Source organism: Dyadobacter sp. SRI_021 (genome assembly GCF_057586235.1).
Genome location: NZ_JBYCZM010000008.1, coordinates 18,096 through 36,187 on the forward strand (window position 1 = coordinate 18,096; position 18,092 = coordinate 36,187).

Sequence of the window (18,092 nt, forward strand, 5' to 3'; positions counted from 1 at the left end):
TAGGTCTTAATATGTACAATAATTCCGATATGACCACTTTTTACTGCCGCTCTATACCCTTATTTTTTCGGTAATGGGCCGGCGACAGGCCCATTTGCTGTTTGAAGAGCCTCGAAAAATAGAACGGGTCGTCGATCCCGATGGCGGAGGCTACCTCATTGATCCGCCACGAGCTGAAATGCAGCAGTTGGCAGGCCCTCTGGATGCGTAGGTAATTGAAGTACTCGATCGGCGCGTAGCCTGTATCCTTTTTGAATTTCCGGGAAAAGAAAGAGACCGATAAATTTACCGAACGGGCAATATTATCCAGTGAAAGGGAATTTGACAGGTTGTCCTGCATATATAGGATCGCCTTTTCGGTAGGACTTGCATCCGATGCCGACGGTTTCTGCGAGCCGAAATGCTCGGGACCGATGAACGACGAGAGGTAATACGGCAGCGCGAGATTGGCTTGCAGCAAGTTGGAAGCGCTGTATCCTTTCAGCAGGGTACGGGCAATGTGGGTGAAGAGTGCGTTACGCTCGTCCGAAAACCCCACCTGAATAGCTTTGAACGGCTGGCCGTCGCGTTCCATGACCGTCGTAGTAACCGCGCCGCAATGGGTACCGTGGATATGAATCCAGTAAATGCTCCAGGGATTTTGCGGATCAGCCCCATATGAATGCGGTACGTCGACGGGCAGAATAAACACCTCGCCCGCATGCATCCGCGACGTGTTCCCATTCAGTTCGATCCATCCTTGACCGTCAGTACAATACAGCAGAATGGCCTGAGAAATGCCATTAGGGCGCTGGTAGTAGTGGTGCAATGCCTTGGGATAATAACCCATTCGGGAGATGAACAACTGGCTGATCAGTGGCAGCTGTTCGCAGTGGGATGTGGCCACTTTGGGTATTTCGATGATAAGCTCGCCTTCGAAGCCTCTGCTTTTGCGCATAATGTGTGTTTTAAAGAGCTATAACGGATATGATAAAGGTAGAATAATCCATGTTTTGGACAAAATCGTTCATTCGTTTATTTCATGGAATAGCTGAATTTTGAAATGTTAAAGTACTATTCCTAATCCCATTCTCATGGCTAAGCAACTTTTGACCCACGCACAAATTCAGCAGTATCATACGGACGGTTATCTGATCGTTCGCGGGTTTTATGATAACGAGGAGGTTTCGAAACTTTACCGCATTGCGCTCGACGATGCGATGATCAGTAAGCATGCCATCAATGTCAACGACAGTACCGGTAAGCGGAGCAAGCTTTCGCTGTGGTACAAGCCGGGCGATGATGTGTACGGGTTGCTGACGAGGGGCAAAACACTCGTGGGGTCGGTGGATCAGCTGTTGGATCGCCGGCCCGGCGACGAGGGCCATTCGGTTTGTCATTACCATTCTAAACTCATGCAAAAAGAACCCCGTGTAGGCGGAGCTTGGGAATGGCACCAGGATTATGGATATTGGTATAAAAACGAATTTCTCTTTCCTGAACAGCTTATGTCGGTCATGATTGCCATAACGGATGCCAATGTTGAAAACGGCTGCCTGCAAGTGATCAAAGGTTCCCACAAAATGGGCCGGGTAGAGCATGGTTTCTCCGGTGAGCAGGTAGGTGCGTCGCAGCGTTATGTGGATTTGGCGCTGAAAACAATGGAGCATGTGTTTGTGGAGCTCGATGCGGGTGATGCTCTTTTCTTTCACAGCAATATCCTGCACCGTTCCGAGGCTAACCTGTCGGATCATCCGCGCTGGTCGCTGATTTCGTGCTACAATCGGTCGACGAATATAGGTTATCACGAGTCGTCCTCATCGGCGTCGAGCATTACACCCATCGATATCGTCCCGGATGAAGCGTTGCTTACCTGGGACGCCGCTGGTCTCACGGAGTCAGAGGCTGATTTTCTGAGTAAGGAAGCAGACGTTTCATTAAAATAGATTTAAAAGTTGATTACCCATCCCATGACCATTCAATTTTACGCGCCGGAGTGGGGAAATACCCTTCCGTTTGATACTTTTTGCCAAAATGTAAAAACTGCCGGTTATGATGGCGTTGAAATGGCATTGCCTTTCAATCCGAATGAAAAGCGGACTGTTCTGGACACGCTGGCGGCTTATGACCTCCGGCTGATCGGCCAGTACTGGCAATCCTTTGAAAAAGATATCGACGAGCATGCCGCGAATTACGAAAAGTACCTTCTCAACTTGATTGAAGCCCGGCCTGTGCTGATTAACTGTCAAACCGGCAAGGACTACTTCAATACAGCACAAAATCAGAGGCTTTTTGCGTTGGCAGCCAGGCTTTCGACCGAATCCGGCATTCCTATTATTCACGAAACGCACCGTGGTAAAAGTCTCTTTGCTGCCCATATCACGATGGGCTACCTGCAATCCGATCCCGGCCTCCGCATTGCGCTCGATATCTCGCACTGGTGCACCGTCCACGAATCGCTGCTCGCCGACCTCCCCGACGAGGTGGCGCTCGCTGTCGCACGTACCGATCACATCCACAGCCGGGTGGGCCACCCCGAAGGCCCGCAAGTGAACGATCCGCGCGCGCCCGAGTGGGAGGAGGTGCTGGATGCACACCTCGGCTGGTGGGATCGCGTGGCGGCGCTTCACGCGCAAAACGGTACTACGCTCACCGTCACCACCGAGTTTGGTCCCGCGCCTTACATGCCGGCGATGCCCTACACGCAAATGCCGCTCGTTAGCCAATGGGATGTGAACGTACACATGATGAACCTTCTCAAAGATCGTTACCAACGGATTTGAGCGGCAGCGCTAATTTTTTCTAACATTTTAATTGAAATAAATTTTACCGTTAAATAAATTTTTTACCATTAAAATGCTGACAATGAGCTGGTTTTCATTACCAGGGTGCGAAATGTGATATCTTTGGGAATTTGACAGAGCCTTCGGTTGTTTTATGCGGTCCGGGATTTTGTTCCGGATAATGAGTTAATTCATAAATTTGCTTTGTAGTAACCCCCGATCGATCTAATAACTATGAGCATCCTTTATGTTGACCATGAAATTAATAATCTGAATTCCTTTAAAGCGACCTTCCGGAGAGACGCCCAGATTTATCTGGCCAACTCAACGGAAGAAGCGCTGAAAATCCTAGGCGAGCACAAAATCGACGTCATTTTCGCTGACCACCAGATGCCCGAAATGACTGGCCTCGAATTTCTCAAACTGGCTTCCAATCAGTATCCTTCCAGTATGCGCGTGTTGCTCACGGGCAATGCCTATACGGATGAATTTCGCTGGGCCGCCGGAAAGGGATATTTTCACAGCTATGTCAACAAACCCTGGGATGAACAACAGCTGCGGACGCTGATGATATCGCGTTTGTATTAGGTTAAGGTTATCAAAATACCATGCAGGGCGTGGTATTTTACTAGCATCGAAAGTACTGCGGCGGCCGGCCGCACCAGAAGAGCGCCGAAGTTTCAATAACTTCCGGCGCTTTTTGTTTGGTACAAAAAAAATTGCCACACGAATATTTGTTGAGGATATATTGATTACATTGGAGATTCAATATCCGACCTTTTAACCAAATGAAAAGAAGACACTTCATGCAGATGTCGGGCCTTGGCTTGGGCGCTATGATGCTCTCCGAGGTCCCGGTCGTCGGGAGTCCCGTGGCCGAAGCGCAACTGCTCAGTCCGTGGCTCGATGCCGCTACCAAGAAAAAACTCGCGGAAACCGCGCTGAATGCCGCCCGCGACAAGGGGGCAACTTACACTGACGTCCGCATCGGCCGCTATTTGCAGCAATACCTGTTTACACGGGAAAAGCAGGTGCAGAATATCGTCAATGCCGAATCTTACGGCATCGGTATCCGGGTGATCGCCAATGGTACCTGGGGCTTTTCGGCTACGAGCGATGTCACGCCGGATGGCATTGCCCAATGCGCCGCCACGGCCGTGGCAATTGCCAAGGCAAATTCGAAATTTCAGAAGGAGCCGGTGGTGCTTGCGGCACAGAAAGGCGTTGGCGACAAGACCTGGAAAACGCCGATCATCAAAAATGCTTTTGAAATACCGGTGAAGGAAAAGATCGACCTCATGATGAAGGTCAATAGCGCCGCAATGGATAATGGGGCCAACTTTGTAACCTCGAACCTATTTTTCATCAACGAGCAGAAATATTTCGCCTCCACTGACGGCTCCTTTATTGATCAGGATGTCCACAGGATTTGGCCGACATTCACGGTCACGGTAACCGACAAGGCTTCCGGTAAATTCAAAACGCGCGACGCGATCAGTTCCCCAATGGGCATGGGATACGAGTATCTCGACGGACTGGCCAGCGAGAAAATCGCCGGCCCGAATGGCCTGGTGGGGTACCGCAATTCGTACGATATGGTGGAGGATGCCATTGTGGCCGCCAGGCAGGCAAAAGAAAAGGTAACAGCCAAATCCGTGGAGCCGGGTAAATATGATCTTGTTTTGGACCCCAACCATTTGGGACTCACCATTCACGAGTCGGTAGGGCATCCCACGGAGCTCGACCGTGTGCTGGGTTATGAGGCCAACTATGCCGGTACCAGCTTTGCGACGCTGGATAAGTGGAAGTCCAGGAACTTCAACTATGGCAGCAAGCTTGTCAATATAGTGGCGGACAAAACGCAGCCGCATACGCTCGGCGCGGTGGGCTACGACGATGAAGGCGTACCTTGCAAGGAATGGGATATTATTAAGGACGGTATCCTGGTCAATTACCAGGCCATTCGCGATCAGGTGCAGATTTTGGGCGAAAAAGAGTCACACGGCTGCTGCTATGCCGATGATTGGAGTTCCGTTCAGTTTCAGCGTATGCCAAACATCAGCCTCAAACCCGGAACCGAGAAACGGAGCGTGATGGATATGATCAAAGGTGTTGAAAAAGGTATTTACATTATCGGAAGAGGTTCTTATTCGATCGACCAGCAGCGCTATAACTTCCAGTTTGGGGGCCAGGTTTTCTATGAGATCAAAAATGGCGAAATCACCGGCATGCTCGATGACGTAGCCTATCAGTCGAACACCCAGGAGTTCTGGAATTCGTGTGTGCAGCTTTGCGATCGGGACGATTACCGGACATTCGGCTCGTTTTTCGACGGAAAGGGGCAGCCCTCCCAGATCAGCGCCGTTTCTCATGGCAGCTCGACCACGCGGTTTAATGGGGTGAATGTTATTAATACAGGGAGGAAGATTTAATGAGTGACCGGGTCGCCGGAGCGATGACCGAATGGTCAGGTTTAGTCGAGAGTTGTCAGGTATTGTTTTGATTGTTTGGATACATCAATGACTATTCCTGACTATCAATGACTACACACGATCATTTACTTATTCAATCATTCAAAATTAAATCTTCCTGCCACCTCCAAACTCTTAACAACATGGCTATTTTAACAAAAGAAGAAGCTAAAAAAATCATAGATAAAGTGCTGGCGTTTTCGAAGGCAGACGAGATCAGCGCGTCGCTTTCGGGGAACCGGACAGGTAATATCCGCTATGCGCGCAATTCGGTGTCGACCAGCGGAGAAACCACCGACCTGTCGCTTTCTGTCACAGCTGTTTTTGGTAAGAAATCGGGAACGGCTACGATTAACGAATTCGACGATGCGTCACTCGAAAAGACCGTGCGCCGTGCGGAGGAAATCGCGAAGCTCGCACCCGACAATCCTGAATACATGCCCATGCTCGGGGCCCAGCCATATGTGAACACTAATGCATTTGTAGACAGCACCGCAGGCATTAACCCTGAACATCGGGCAAAGGCAGCTTTCGGCAGCATTGAACCTTGTTCCAAGAAGAACCTGACCGCCGCTGGCTATATGGAAGACACTAGCGGTTTTACGGCATTAGGCAACAACAAGGGCCTTTTTGGTTATAACAAATCCACCTCTGTGGATTTTTCCGTAACTGTAAGAACAGCGGATGGTACGGGCTCTGGCTTTGTACAGCGCGATTACAACGATGTTTCCAAGTTGAATACCCAAACCGCGACGGAAATCGCGATGCAAAAGGCAATGGCATCGGTGAATGCGAAGGCCTTGGAGCCGGGTAAATACACGGTCATCCTGGAACCTACCGCCGCGCATGACCTCATTCTCAATATGATGCGGAATATGGACGGACGCAGCGCGGACGAAGGCCGGAGTTTTCTCGGGAAGAAAGGCGGACAAACGCGTCTGGGCGAGAAGCTTCTGGATGAGCGCGTTACCATTTATTCCGACCCCACGAATACCGAAATCCCTGGTTCGCCATTTGCCGCCGATGGCCGCCCGCAGGAGAAAGTAACCTGGTTTGAAAAAGGTGTCGTGAAAAACATGTACTATTCGCGTTTCTGGGCGGATAAAAAGGGCGTGAAGGCGGTTCCATCACCGGATGGCATTATTTTTCAAGGCGGTAACGAATCGCTTGCAGACCTGATCAAAGGCACTGAAAAAGGTATTCTTGTAACACGCTTCTGGTACATCCGCACCGTTGATCCGCAAACGCTGCTCTACACGGGCCTTACGCGCGACGGTACTTTTTACATCGAAAAAGGGCAGATCAAATATCCGGTCAAGAACTTCCGGTTCAATGAAAGCCCGGTGATCATGCTCAACAACGTGGAGGCGATCGGGAAACCGGTACGCACCAACGGCAGCCTGATACCGCCGCTGAAAATCCGTGATTTTACGTTCACAAGCCTTTCAGACGCTGTCTAGCGGCAAACGTAATCCATTTAAACCGCTATCCTGCCATCCATAACAGGTGAGTTGAAACAAGGACGGCCATTCATTAACTTATGAATTGCACTTTTTTAACTCACCCAATCAAACACTATTCGCTAAACATCTACACTTTGAAACGACGAGATTTTATTCAAATGGCCGGGCTCGGAACGGGAGCGTTTATGTTGCCGGGCTTTGCAATGAGCCGTCCCGTGTCGCCGGAGGTATTTCTGGCACCCGGCGACGATGTTGCCGTTAAAAAACGCTTGGCCGACGCAGCCCTCAATGCTGCGAAATCGAAAGGAGCTTCCTATGCCGATGTGCGCATTGGCCGGTACCTCAACCAATATGTGACGACCCGGGAAGACAAGGTCGAAAATATCGTCAATACCGAATCCTATGGCGTCGGGGTGCGTGTGATCGCCAACGGCTGCTGGGGCTTTGCTGCGGTGGTCGATGCTAAAAGTGAAGCCCAACTGGCGAAAGCGGCGGAAGAAGCGGTCGCCATTGCCAAAGCCAATGCAAAACTCATGAAAGAGCCTGTGCAGCTTGCTCCGCAAAAAGGCTTTGGCGAAGTGAGCTGGAAAGCGCCGTTCAAAAAGAATGCGTTTGAAGTACCCATTAAGGAAAAGGTGGATCTCCTGCTCTCAGTGAACGACGCAGCGATGAAAAACGGAGCTAATTATGTGAACTCGATCCTTTTTCAGGTGAATGAGCAGAAATATTTTGCTTCAACCGACGGCTCCTACATCGATCAGGACATTCACCGCATATGGCCGCTCTTCAATGTCACGGCCATTGACCCCAAAACAGGTAAGTTTGAAACGCGCCGTTCTTTGAGCGCACCGATGGGCATGGGGTACGACTATTTACAGTCGAACCCGGCCGATAAAGTGACCGGCGTAACGACCCGCTACAACAAAGGTTATGATATGCTCGAAGATGCCGTCGCCGCATCCAAACAGGCAAGGGAAAAGCTGACGGCCAAATCTGTGGAGGCAGGAAAATATGACCTCGTGCTGGACCCTTCGCATTTGTGGCTCACGATCCATGAGTCGGTCGGTCACCCCCTGGAACTCGACCGGGTACTGGGTTATGAAGCCAATTTCGCGGGAACATCTTTCGCGACGCTCGATAAATGGCAGTCCAAGAACTTCCAGTACGGCAGCAAGCAGGTGACCCTCGTGGCCGACAAGCTGCAGCCTGGCTCGCTCGGCGCCGTAGGCTGGGACGATGAAGGGGTTAATACCAAACAATGGGACCTCGTGAAGGACGGTATACTGGTGAACTACCAGGCCATCCGTGACCAGGCGCATATCATAGGCGCGAAGGAATCGCATGGCTGCTGCTATGCCGACAGTTGGAGCTCAGTGCAGTTTCAGCGCATGCCGAACGTGTCGCTGGCGGCGGGCAAAACGCCATTGTCGGTGGAGGAGATGATCAAGGATGTTAAAAAAGGTATTTATATTATCGGCGACGGCTCATTCTCAATCGACCAGCAGCGGTATAACTTCCAGTTCGGGGGACAGCTGTACTACGAAATCAAAGATGGAAAGATTGCCGGTATGCTGAAAGATGTGGCTTACCAGTCGAACACCCAGGAATTCTGGAACTCGTGCGTGCAGGTATGCGACGAGCGTGACTACCGCCTGGGCGGATCGTTCTTCGACGGCAAGGGGCAACCCATGCAATCCAGCGCCGTATCACACGGCAGTTCGACAGCACGGTTTAACGGGGTGAACGTCATCAATACCGCACGGAAGATATAGTGAGTCAATGAGTGAATTATGGATGATTAAATAATCGTCATTGAGTCAGATGTGGTCATGAAATTGTCAAAAATTCAACCCTTGACCACTCTTGACCACACTTGACTTTCTATTCACTCATTCGGTCACAGCTCCGGCGACCCGGTCAATCATTCAATCATTCAAAATTAACATGGCCATCATACTAACAGAAACAGAAGCAAAGGCGCTGTTGCAAAAAGTGCTGAGCTATTCCAAAGCAGATGAATGCGAGGTGAATATATTGGGCGAGGAGCGCGGCAACCTGCGCTATGCCCGCAACGAAGTGTCGACGAGCGGGGCGCTTATCAACCAGAATTTGCAGGTGCAATCCGCATTCGGCAAGAAAGTTGGCGTTGCCACGATCGACGAATTCAGCGACGAGTCGATTGAAAAAGTCGTCAGAAGATCGGAAGAGTTGGCCCGGCTGGCGCCGGAAAACCCCGAGTATGTTGGCGTGCTGGAACCGCAGACCTATCTGAAATCCAACGGTTTCTTCGAATCCACGGCAGGCATTAACCCTGCTTATCGCGCTGACGCCGTCGCCAAAAGCCTCGACTTGACGCGTACACAAAATATGACCGCAGCCGGTTTTCTGGAAAATCAGAAGGGCTATTCGGCCATGATGAATTCCAAAGGGCTTTTTGCCTACTACCCAAGTACGAGCGTGAATTTCTCGCTTACCGTACGCACGCCGGACGGCAAGGGCTCGGGCTATGTGGCTAAGGGTTATAGCGATGTAACCAAACTGGATACGGCCGCTGCCACGAAGGTTGCCATTCAAAAGTCCAAAGGTTCTGTCGATGCCAAAGCACTGGAACCCGGCAAATACACGGTGATCCTCGAACCGACCGCCGCCGCCGTGCTTTTGGAAAATATATTTTTCAATCTCGATGCCCGGAGCGCCGACGAAGGCCGTTCGTTCCTGAGCAAAGCGGGGGGTAAGAGCAAGTTGAACGAAAAGATCGTCGATGAGCGGGTTCATATTTACTCGGATCCGACGCACCCGGACTTACCAGCCTCGCCCTGGGCAGGGGACGGGCAAGCGGCCAACAAGATCAGCTGGATCGAGAACGGGGTCGTTAAAAACCTCGTCTATTCGCGTTATTGGGCACAAAAGAACAATATGAAGCCAGTGCCATTCCCGACGAACGTGATTATGGCGGGAGGGACGGCGAGTATGGAGGAGTTGATCAAATCCACGCAGCGCGGGATATTGGTTACCAAGCTCTGGTATATCCGTGAGGTGGATCCGCAAACGCTCCTGCTTACGGGCCTTACGCGCGACGGTACTTTTTACATCGAAAACGGGGTGATCAAACATCCGATCAAAAACTTCCGTTTTAATGAAAGTCCGGTGATTATGCTCAATAACCTCGAAGCGCTAGGCAAGCCCGAACGCGTGGTGAGCACCGAAAGCAATAGCAATTACCTGATCCCGCCGATGAAAATCCGGGAATTCACATTCTCATCGTTATCCGACGCAGTTTAGTATTGAAACCTTTTTTCTTCACCAGAATCCAATACACTTCCGGTAACTGGGATACCGACCAGCGAATGCCGTCCAATTTGCTGCATTCGCTGGTTGAGTACACCACCATACCGGTCGACGAGAAGGAAAAAGTAGTGCCATTGAGCAGTAACGAGATATTCAAAAGCCCATTCTGTTACCTGAGCGGGCATAAGCTGGTTGAATTTTCAACGCAAGAGCGCGACCATTTCAAACGGTACGTGCAGAATGGCGGGTTCGTATTCGTCGATGACTGCAACCACGATATCGACGGACTTTTTGCCAAATCGTTCGAGCAGGAAATGGCCCGGACGTTCGGCCCGAAAGCCTTGCAGAAAATCCCGAACAACCATCCTATCTACCACAGTTTTTTCAAATTCGACGACGGCCCGCCGACCACCTCCTTCGAGCTGAACGGCTGGGGCGACGACCTCGTGCACGATTACCTCAAAGCGATCACAATCAACGGCAGGATCGGCGTCCTGTACAGCAACAAGGACTATGGTTGCGAATGGGATTACGATTTTCGGAACAAACGGTTCCTGGCGGTTGACAATACGCGGTTTGGGGTGAATATTGTAGTGTATGCGTTGACGGGGTAGGGAAGGGAGAATGGAGGAAGGAAGAAGGGGGAAAGGGAGGATGGAGTGAATGGAAGGTAGAAACCGAAGAAATAGCCACCGAGTGGCTCCCTGTTTATAGAAACCCGACGGAACCATTTTCCGATGGACTCCGGCGGAGTCGCCTTGTATGAACGACGGTTTTACGAAAAGGAGGCCCCGCCGGGGCCAGGGAAATGATTGTGATCGGTTGTACTATAAACAGGATGGTCCTCCGGACCTATTTGTTAGATATGGTAACTATTTAATTATCAAAACTTGGAAAACTCGACGACAACCTCCCATTACCGGGCGTTGGTAGCGAAACTGCCATTACTTAAAGCCGAGATTGCGAAAGTGATCGTCGGGCAGCAGGATGCTATTGAAGAAATATTGATTGCTTTGCTGGCATCGGGACATTGCCTGCTCGAAGGTGTTCCGGGCCTGGCGAAAACACTGATGGTCAAAACAATGTCCGAAGCATTGCATATGAGCTTCCGGCGGATCCAGTTCACGCCCGATTTAATGCCGGGCGATATTGTGGGCACCGAGATATTGGAGGAGGACCACGAAACCGGCAAGAAGTTTTTCAAATTTAATCGAGGGCCGCTATTTGCCAATGTGGTACTGGCCGACGAGATCAACCGGACACCGCCGAAAACGCAGGCTGCATTGCTGGAGGCCATGCAAGAAAAAAGTGTAACCTACGGCGGCGAGAACTATCCGTTGCCCAACCCGTTCCTGATCATCGCCACACAGAATCCGATCGAACAGGCGGGTACTTACCCGCTGCCAGAAGCGCAGCTCGACCGGTTTTTGTTGTATATCAAACTGAGTTATCCCAGCGAGCAGGAGGAGCTGGATGTTTTGCGTACTACGACTGGTACAGCAAGGCCGGAAATCGGGCGAATATTGTCGGATATGGAAATGGCCGATCTGCAAAAGCTCACGCGTCAGGTGCATATTGCGGATGAATTATTAGTGAGAATCAATGCATTGGTGCGCTCTACGAGGCCCGAGACGACTACTTCCGACTTCGTGAAGGAATGGTGTGACTGGGGCGCTGGCCCTCGCGCGGGACAGGCGCTCGTGTTGTGTGCGAAGGCGCGCGCAGTGTTGCATGAGCGATTTTCTGTCGTGCCGGAGGATATCCGCGCATTAGCCTTTCCGGTGTTGCGCCATCGCATGGCCATGAATTTCCGGGCGGAAGCCGAAGGCATTACCAGCGACCACGCGATTCAGGAGTTATTGAATGGGTTATAATGTTCGGCAACGGATTTGTTGTTACATCCCTGACGGGATTTGGGAGCCGGTTGTCATGGTTATTACTACCAATATTACATCGCTAACGCGATTTGTATCGCAAGCCACGGAGTGGCTGCCTTCTGGTAGCAGCAAAATGGAAGCATTTCGGGAGAGACTCCGGAAGAGTCGCCTGAATGTCGACGATCGTATGCCAGGACGTTGCTCATATTAGTTGACTAATGCCGTCAGGCATGTAACAACAAAACAATGGCGAACTTTCGTCAGAAACAACCCTAACAGACAATGCAAAAAACAACCGGCCTCTTGGCGTCCAGCCTGATCAAGCTCAAAAACCTGCAACTGACCGGAAAACTGGTGAGCGAGGAGCTGATGCTGGGCATCCATTCCAGTAAGCGGTCGGGGATAGGCATTGAATTTGAGCAATACCGGCATTATGAACCCGGCGATGACCCGAAACGGATCGACTGGAAACTATTCGCGCGAACCGACAAACACCTCGTGCGTGAGTCGTCGACAGAAAGTGACCGGCAAATCAGGTTTGTACTGGATTTGTCGGGATCGATGAATTATACCGAAAACGGCGTCAGCCGGCTGCAATATGCGCAAATTCTGCTGGCTTCGCTGGCCTACCTGTGCTACATCCAGAACGACCAGATGAGTTTGTATGGATTGACGGAAGGACGCGTGGAAACGATCAGCGGCACGGGCTCGGTTTCATCGGCGCGGCAGGCTTTCCAGAAGATATTGGTAGGCTTGGAGAAAGCTACCGCAGCGGGAGCATGGGGACTTTCGGGGCTGCGGCATTCAGAATTTCAGTCGAAAAAGAAAGAGCAGCTCGTTTTTGTGAGCGATTTGCTGCAAACGAACGATGAATGGCTGTCGTGGATACGATCACTGGCGGGGCCTTACCGCGAAATTGCGATTTTCCAGATACTCGGTAACCAGGAAATGGAATTTGATTTGAAAGGGTTTTACAGGTTCAAAGACCTGGAAAGCAGCAGGGAAATGGAGCTGGATGCGGAAGCCGTGGGTACGCAGTTCAGGGCATCGATGCAAACTTACCTGACCGATTTAAAAACCGCGTTGCAAATCCCGCACGTGCGTCTCATAAGGGCGCGCATGAGCGAGCCGGTCGGGATGGTATTGAAAGCATTTTTAACAAGAAGAAAAGGCTGATGGCATTCTTGCAACCATACATGCTTTGGGGGATGCTGGCCGTGGCGGTACCAGTGGCTATTCATTTCTGGTATCAAAAACGGGGTAAAACGATTGAATGGGCGGCCATGCGCTGGCTTGGCGAGCAAACCACGCTGCCACACCGCGGTCTTCGGCTGAATGAGGTGTGGCTGATGATTCTTCGGTGCCTTTTGGTTATACTTCTTGCATTAATATTGAGCAAACCCGTCGCCAACTGGTTTGCGAATGAGGGCAAACCGAAGGTGGTCCATTTGGTTCAGGCCGACCGGTTTGTCACGGAGACTTACCGCTTCGAGCTCGAAAATGCCCTGCGGGACGGAGAACCCGTTTACTGGCTCGGTAGTTCGCCGGAAAAGGTCGTTAATCTCGTCGACATAAAGAGAAGTGCTTCTTCCGTAGCGTATTTGCAGCAGAATATCAATGTATTAGCAGATGGTAATGCATTGGATTTCAGGTTGTATTTTCTGAATGATGGCAGTCTTAAATCCCGGGTGTATGTGCCGGGGGCATACCGGCTTTTCCCTGCCACTGATTCGTCGAAAACAAAGCAGATCGATCTTTTGAAAAACAAGCCGGTGTATAAGGGTGCTATCAGAGTATTGCTGGATTACCAGAATGCGGCGGAATTACAAACCGTCCGGGCCGCGCTTGCCGCGCTGACCGAAGTTTATGGTTTTTCATTTGAAATACAACAGGAAATGAGCCCTGCAAGCCGGTATGACTGGGTTTTTGCCGATCACCCGTGGGCTAATCCGCAGCCCGGGACAATCTATGTGATTTCAGGCAATGCGCCGCAATGGAATGCCCCCGCTCAGGTAGTCCAGCTGCGCGACACGCTGCGGATGGCCGACTCGGAATTGGTCGAGAGCGGCAGGCTGCCCGAATGGCTGGGCGATTTGCTGGTGAAGCAGCTGGGTCTACAAACCCATACTGCGCCTTCGAGCAAAAGCCAGCTGAACGCATTGTTTAAAAAGGTAACTGCGTCGCGTGTACAGGAGCAGGCGGCACTGCGTCCCTGGTTGGTGTTGGTTTTGATATTGTTAATGGCCGCGGAACGTTGGTTGGCGCTGCGCAAAACAGTAAGGAATCATGGCTGATGTGAGAAAACTGGTCAAATCGGTAAATACGCATTTGCAATGGATTGCGATTTTGAAGTGCTTTCTGCTGGGCCTGGCTACGCATGTGCTGGCGGATACTTTTTTGGAAGATAGCCCATGGCTGAGTTCGTCGCTGGGGTCTATCGGCTCGTTGATTGGGATATGGAGAACCAGGGCATTTACCGATAAGCGAAAGATTGCTATTTCATGGATTCACAGTTATGACCAGGGTTCGGAATACAGCCTCGACCTCTTTGATCGGACTGACCTGAACATCGCCGAACAAATGCAGCTCGAACGCGTTGCAGCGCGGAACATCACCCTTCCAAGGCACATATTGTACCGCGGCATCTGGAAATATTTCGTAGCGGTGGTTCTGGCGACGTTCATTTACCACGGTGTGTTGAATGTCCGTGAGCGGAAGGGTGAACAAGACAAGCCTGTGTCGGCGGCGAGGGCAGCTACAAGCGTTGCTGAGGAGATTATTCCAAAGTTCGAATCTTCGGCGGTGAAAATAGTGCCTCCCGGCTATACGGGCTTGCCGCAAAGGAAATCGGGCGACCTGAGCATCAGCGCGATCGTCGGCTCGGTGATTGAATGGTCGGTGTGGTTTGATCGTGCGGAGCAGTTATCCGTCCGCCTTGCCAACAGTCGTGGTGACGAAGTGAGTTTGCGTGAAGTCAATGGCGTGTTTGTGCATCAGGACCGCCTTACGGGTTCGGGTTTGTATTCAATTAAAGGTTACTGGAAGGATTCGCTGATATACCAGTCCGATTTTTACAAGCTTGAAGCATTGCCTGATCTCGCGCCGCGCATTGAACCTGGTTCGAAAGAGTTGTACCGCTATCATTTCCTCAAAGACCCGAAAAGTATCAGGGTGTCGGCCAAAATATCGGACGATTTCCGGGTGAAGCAGGCATTCATTGTGGCTACCGTGGCGCGTGGCTCGGGCGAAAATGTCAAGTTCCGTGAGGTGCGCATGCCGCTCAGTCCATCCGATTTTAAAGAAGCAAATATTCAAAAAACGATTGACCTGAATGCCTTGAATTTCACACCGGGCGATGAGCTTTACTACTATTGGGCAGCGGTCGACAACCGCCAGCCGGAAGCGAATTTCAGCAAGTCGGATACTTATTTTATTGTGTATAAGGATACTGCGAAAATTGAAGAGGCAGAGCTTGCGACCATGGCGGTGAACATTATGCCCGAATATTTCCGTAGCCAACGGCAAATTATCATCGATACCGAGAAGCTGATTGCGAAACGCAAAAGGCTTAATACCCGAGATTTTAATGCGACATCCAACGAGATAGGTTTCGATCAGAAAGTGCTCAGGTTGCGTTACGGGCAATATTTGGGCGAGGAATTTGAAACGACCATTGGCGGGGCGCCCCCTAGCGGAGAAGCCCATGGCATTGACAATCCCGCGGCGGATAATGGCAATATCATCGACGCATTCACACACCATTCTGACGGACAGGGCGAGGGAGCGGAGGCGCGCACCGGCGAGCCTGTACATGAACACGCGCATGAACATGAACCTGCGGGAGAGAAAGATCCGCTTGCCGCGCTCATGGAACAATACACACATGCGCACGACGATGCCGAGACTAATACTTTTTACGAGCAATCCACACGCAGCCTTTTGAAAATGGCTTTGGAACAAATGTGGCAATCGGAGCTGCATTTGCGCACTTATGAGCCCGAAAAAGCACTTCCATTCGAGCATAAGGCACTGGAATATCTCAAAACTGCCCAGCAAAAAGCGCGAACGTACGTGAAGAAAAGCGGCTACGACCCGCCGCCTATCAAGGAAAAGGAGAAGCGGCTTACCGGGGAGCTTAAAGACCTTTCGACGAAATGGGAGTTTGAAAAGGAGTTTAACGAGAAACAAACAGCTACGCTTGCCGCCGCATTGCTGGGCTACCTGGAAAAGGATAGGTTACCCCAAAACGAGCAAGCCAAACGGGCAGCATTAAGCTCGGAAATGGCGGAGCGGTTGGCGGAAAGCGGGCCATTCAATGGCGGTTTGCAAAACTGGAATATGCTCGCTGCATTGCAGAAACTCGCGGCGGGCAGGATATTGAGCAACAGCGAAACAACTAGCTTGAAGCGCGATTTGTACCGGCGAACGAATGCTGCATTGCAAAGCCGGTCATCATGGTCGGGGGACAAAAAGTTGGAGGCGGCGTTCCGGAAGGCATTGCGCCAGCCTCTTTGAGATTTTAGCAAGAATAAAACACCTGAATGATCCGTACCGATTTCAACTGGACCGAACCTTTAAACGTAACCCTGCTTACGGCGGCATTGGCGCTGCTCGTATTGCAATGCGGTTTGCTTTATACGCGCCATCGTCATTCGGGAAGGGTAGGCATCAGGTTGATTTTGAATGCTTTGTTTTGGGTGAGTTTGGTGGCGTGGCTGTTCGATCCCTATTTTCAATCTAATGCCAGGTCGAAAACCGGGCTGCTGATTGCCGCAAATGTACCTTCCGGGGTTGCCGGGCGCATTCGGGATAGTCTGGCGGGCGCGGAATCGATACGTGTGGATGAAACTGCCGACGGCGCGGTAGACACACTGGTAATAGTGGGCCAGGAGTTCGAAGAAAGCCTTTTTACCTCTATAAGGCAGTGGAAGAATATGCCCCATTTGCGTTGGAAGCCCTGGTTTGCCCCGGACGCACTCCGCGATCTCCAATGGAAGGGAATATTGTGCAAAGGCGAAATGCAACGGATTGAAGGCAGTATTGAGTTGTCCGATAAAAAGATATTACAGGTGCGGTACGCCGGCAGAACGCTCGACAGCGTCATGCTGAATGCCGGTAAAAACCGGTTCAGACTGGCATTCCCCACATTTTCTGAGGGTCGTACTACCACGACCCTTGACCTCGACGGGCAAACCATCGATACGCTCCGCTTTTTCACCCGGCCAGAGCAAAAACTGACCGTCCGTTTTCTACTCGATAACCCCGATTTTGAAACACGCACCCTGGCGACCTGGCTCGGAAAGCAGGGACATTCCGTGTTGTATGAATCGTTATTGTCGAGGGATATCCGGAGCAAGTTGAATATCAACCGTGCCGCTGAGCCGGACTTGATTGTGACGAGTGTTTCAAATGCTGCCACCACAGATGTAAGAAAGGCTGTGAATAGAGGCAGAAGTGTACTCTTCCTTCAATTGGGCGATCCGGTTACCGACCTCCGGGCAATCAATAATGCACTGGGTACGCGTTTTCAATCAGTGAAAATTTCCAATGGGGAATCGATTACTGTATCCGCTTCACTGACTGCATTACCTTTCCGCTTCGAACCGAATGATTTTCAGGTACGGGTACCGCATTACCCTGTGGCAATCGAAAAAACGACCGGGAAAATTGCGGTAAGTTTATTGAATGAGACGTTTCCGATGCAGCTGTCGGGAGATAGCATTGCTTATGGCAAGATTTGGAACGAAATCCTCACATACGTGCGTCCTGTGGTGGCGCCCGTGATTGAATGGGACGCCCCGGTTTTTCAAAATGTGCCAGTTATGATGCATTTGAATAATTTTCAGCCCATGCCGCAGTTTTTGACGGTCGGTAAGGATACTGTTTCAACCATTACCTCCGTAATGAATGACCGGTCGGCTGCTGCTCGTTTTTTGCCGGATAAAGCCGGTTGGTCACCCGTGCATGATTCTTTGCAAACCGAGCTGCATGTGCAGGATTATTCCCCGTTGCGATATGCTTCGCGCATGCAGCATTTTATTCGATCTACGCAAGAACTAAATACAGCAACCGCTATAAAGGGCAACGAAATATCGACCCGGAAACTTCCCGGCTGGGCCTGGTTTACCTGGCTGATACTCTGCCTGGCTGCACTTTGGATTGAACCGAAACTATGAAAATGCTATTCCGCGATAGCGACTGCGACGAGCGCCAGAAACCCGGTTTTTTGAA

The 18,092-nt window shown here is 51.0% G+C and carries 14 protein-coding genes; 13 read left to right on the forward strand and 1 reads right to left on the reverse strand.

The genetic code is table 11. The features are described 5' to 3' along the window. Positions 1-40: 40 nt before the first annotated feature. Positions 41-937 carry an AraC family transcriptional regulator gene (locus tag AC2YIT_RS23205; protein WP_430843570.1) on the reverse strand — a complete coding sequence of 299 codons (897 nt, stop codon included), beginning with the start codon at positions 935-937 and terminating at the stop codon, positions 41-43. A gap of 136 nt (positions 938-1,073) precedes the next feature. Between AC2YIT_RS23205 and AC2YIT_RS23210 the strand changes: the two genes are divergently transcribed. The 13 genes from AC2YIT_RS23210 (at position 1,074) to AC2YIT_RS23270 (ending at position 18,037) form a co-directional block, all read left to right on the forward strand. Then, entirely contained in the window at positions 1,074-1,925 is an 852-nt protein-coding gene (locus tag AC2YIT_RS23210; protein ID WP_487280741.1) for a phytanoyl-CoA dioxygenase family protein, read from the forward strand. A gap of 24 nt (positions 1,926-1,949) precedes the next feature. Continuing rightward, entirely contained in the window at positions 1,950-2,762 is an 813-nt protein-coding gene (locus AC2YIT_RS23215) for a sugar phosphate isomerase/epimerase family protein (protein WP_487280742.1), read from the forward strand. 234 nt (positions 2,763-2,996) lie between these two features. Further along, positions 2,997-3,350, forward strand: a complete 354-nt coding sequence (locus tag AC2YIT_RS23220; RefSeq protein WP_291193868.1) for a response regulator — start codon at positions 2,997-2,999, stop codon at positions 3,348-3,350. Between the two features lie 200 nt (positions 3,351-3,550). Beyond that, a complete protein-coding gene (locus AC2YIT_RS23225) occupies positions 3,551-5,194 on the forward strand; it encodes a TldD/PmbA family protein (protein WP_487280743.1) in 1,644 nt (547 codons plus the stop codon). 182 nt (positions 5,195-5,376) lie between these two features. Beyond that, positions 5,377-6,693: a TldD/PmbA family protein gene (locus tag AC2YIT_RS23230; RefSeq protein ID WP_487280744.1), complete on the forward strand. Its 1,317-nt coding sequence runs from the start codon at positions 5,377-5,379 to the stop codon at positions 6,691-6,693. Positions 6,694-6,830: 137 nt separating this feature from the next. Further along, positions 6,831-8,468 (forward strand): TldD/PmbA family protein, encoded by a 1,638-nt coding sequence (locus AC2YIT_RS23235; protein ID WP_430843575.1) that lies wholly within the window; start codon positions 6,831-6,833, stop codon positions 8,466-8,468. Between the two features lie 172 nt (positions 8,469-8,640). After that, positions 8,641-9,978, forward strand: a complete 1,338-nt coding sequence (locus AC2YIT_RS23240; protein WP_487280745.1) for a TldD/PmbA family protein — start codon at positions 8,641-8,643, stop codon at positions 9,976-9,978. 2 nt (positions 9,979-9,980) lie between these two features. Then, on the forward strand, positions 9,981-10,598 hold the full coding sequence (locus AC2YIT_RS23245) for a DUF4159 domain-containing protein (protein WP_487280746.1): 618 nt from the start codon (positions 9,981-9,983) through the stop codon (positions 10,596-10,598). A gap of 276 nt (positions 10,599-10,874) precedes the next feature. Continuing rightward, on the forward strand, positions 10,875-11,858 hold the full coding sequence (locus AC2YIT_RS23250; protein WP_430843578.1) for an AAA family ATPase: 984 nt from the start codon (positions 10,875-10,877) through the stop codon (positions 11,856-11,858). 285 nt (positions 11,859-12,143) lie between these two features. Further along, positions 12,144-13,037: a DUF58 domain-containing protein gene (locus tag AC2YIT_RS23255; protein ID WP_487280747.1), complete on the forward strand. Its 894-nt coding sequence runs from the start codon at positions 12,144-12,146 to the stop codon at positions 13,035-13,037. Beyond that, the gene (locus AC2YIT_RS23260) at positions 13,037-14,155 is read left to right on the forward strand and encodes a BatA domain-containing protein (protein ID WP_487280748.1); all 1,119 of its coding nucleotides are present in this window, start codon (positions 13,037-13,039) and stop codon (positions 14,153-14,155) included. Before AC2YIT_RS23255 ends, AC2YIT_RS23260 begins: the two co-directional genes overlap by 1 nt. Next, a complete protein-coding gene (locus AC2YIT_RS23265) occupies positions 14,148-16,376 on the forward strand; it encodes a hypothetical protein (protein WP_487280749.1) in 2,229 nt (742 codons plus the stop codon). Before AC2YIT_RS23260 ends, AC2YIT_RS23265 begins: the two co-directional genes overlap by 8 nt. Before the next feature lie 26 nt (positions 16,377-16,402). Further along, a complete protein-coding gene (locus AC2YIT_RS23270; protein WP_487280750.1) occupies positions 16,403-18,037 on the forward strand; it encodes a hypothetical protein in 1,635 nt (544 codons plus the stop codon). Positions 18,038-18,092: the final 55 nt, after the last annotated feature.

What these genes read in the sequence shown, in the direction of transcription:
- AC2YIT_RS23205 (WP_430843570.1), bottom strand. Translation starts at nt 937, where the DNA reads ATGCGCAAAAGCAGAGGCTTCGAAGGCGAGCTTATCATCGAAATACCC.
- AC2YIT_RS23210 (WP_487280741.1), top strand. Translation starts at nt 1,074, where the DNA reads ATGGCTAAGCAACTTTTGACCCACGCACAAATTCAGCAGTATCATACG.
- AC2YIT_RS23215 (WP_487280742.1), top strand. Translation starts at nt 1,950, where the DNA reads ATGACCATTCAATTTTACGCGCCGGAGTGGGGAAATACCCTTCCGTTT.
- AC2YIT_RS23220 (WP_291193868.1), top strand. Translation starts at nt 2,997, where the DNA reads ATGAGCATCCTTTATGTTGACCATGAAATTAATAATCTGAATTCCTTT.
- AC2YIT_RS23225 (WP_487280743.1), top strand. Translation starts at nt 3,551, where the DNA reads ATGAAAAGAAGACACTTCATGCAGATGTCGGGCCTTGGCTTGGGCGCT.
- AC2YIT_RS23230 (WP_487280744.1), top strand. Translation starts at nt 5,377, where the DNA reads ATGGCTATTTTAACAAAAGAAGAAGCTAAAAAAATCATAGATAAAGTG.
- AC2YIT_RS23240 (WP_487280745.1), top strand. Translation starts at nt 8,641, where the DNA reads ATGGCCATCATACTAACAGAAACAGAAGCAAAGGCGCTGTTGCAAAAA.
- AC2YIT_RS23255 (WP_487280747.1), top strand. Translation starts at nt 12,144, where the DNA reads ATGCAAAAAACAACCGGCCTCTTGGCGTCCAGCCTGATCAAGCTCAAA.
- AC2YIT_RS23260 (WP_487280748.1), top strand. Translation starts at nt 13,037, where the DNA reads ATGGCATTCTTGCAACCATACATGCTTTGGGGGATGCTGGCCGTGGCG.
- AC2YIT_RS23265 (WP_487280749.1), top strand. Translation starts at nt 14,148, where the DNA reads ATGGCTGATGTGAGAAAACTGGTCAAATCGGTAAATACGCATTTGCAA.
- AC2YIT_RS23270 (WP_487280750.1), top strand. Translation starts at nt 16,403, where the DNA reads ATGATCCGTACCGATTTCAACTGGACCGAACCTTTAAACGTAACCCTG.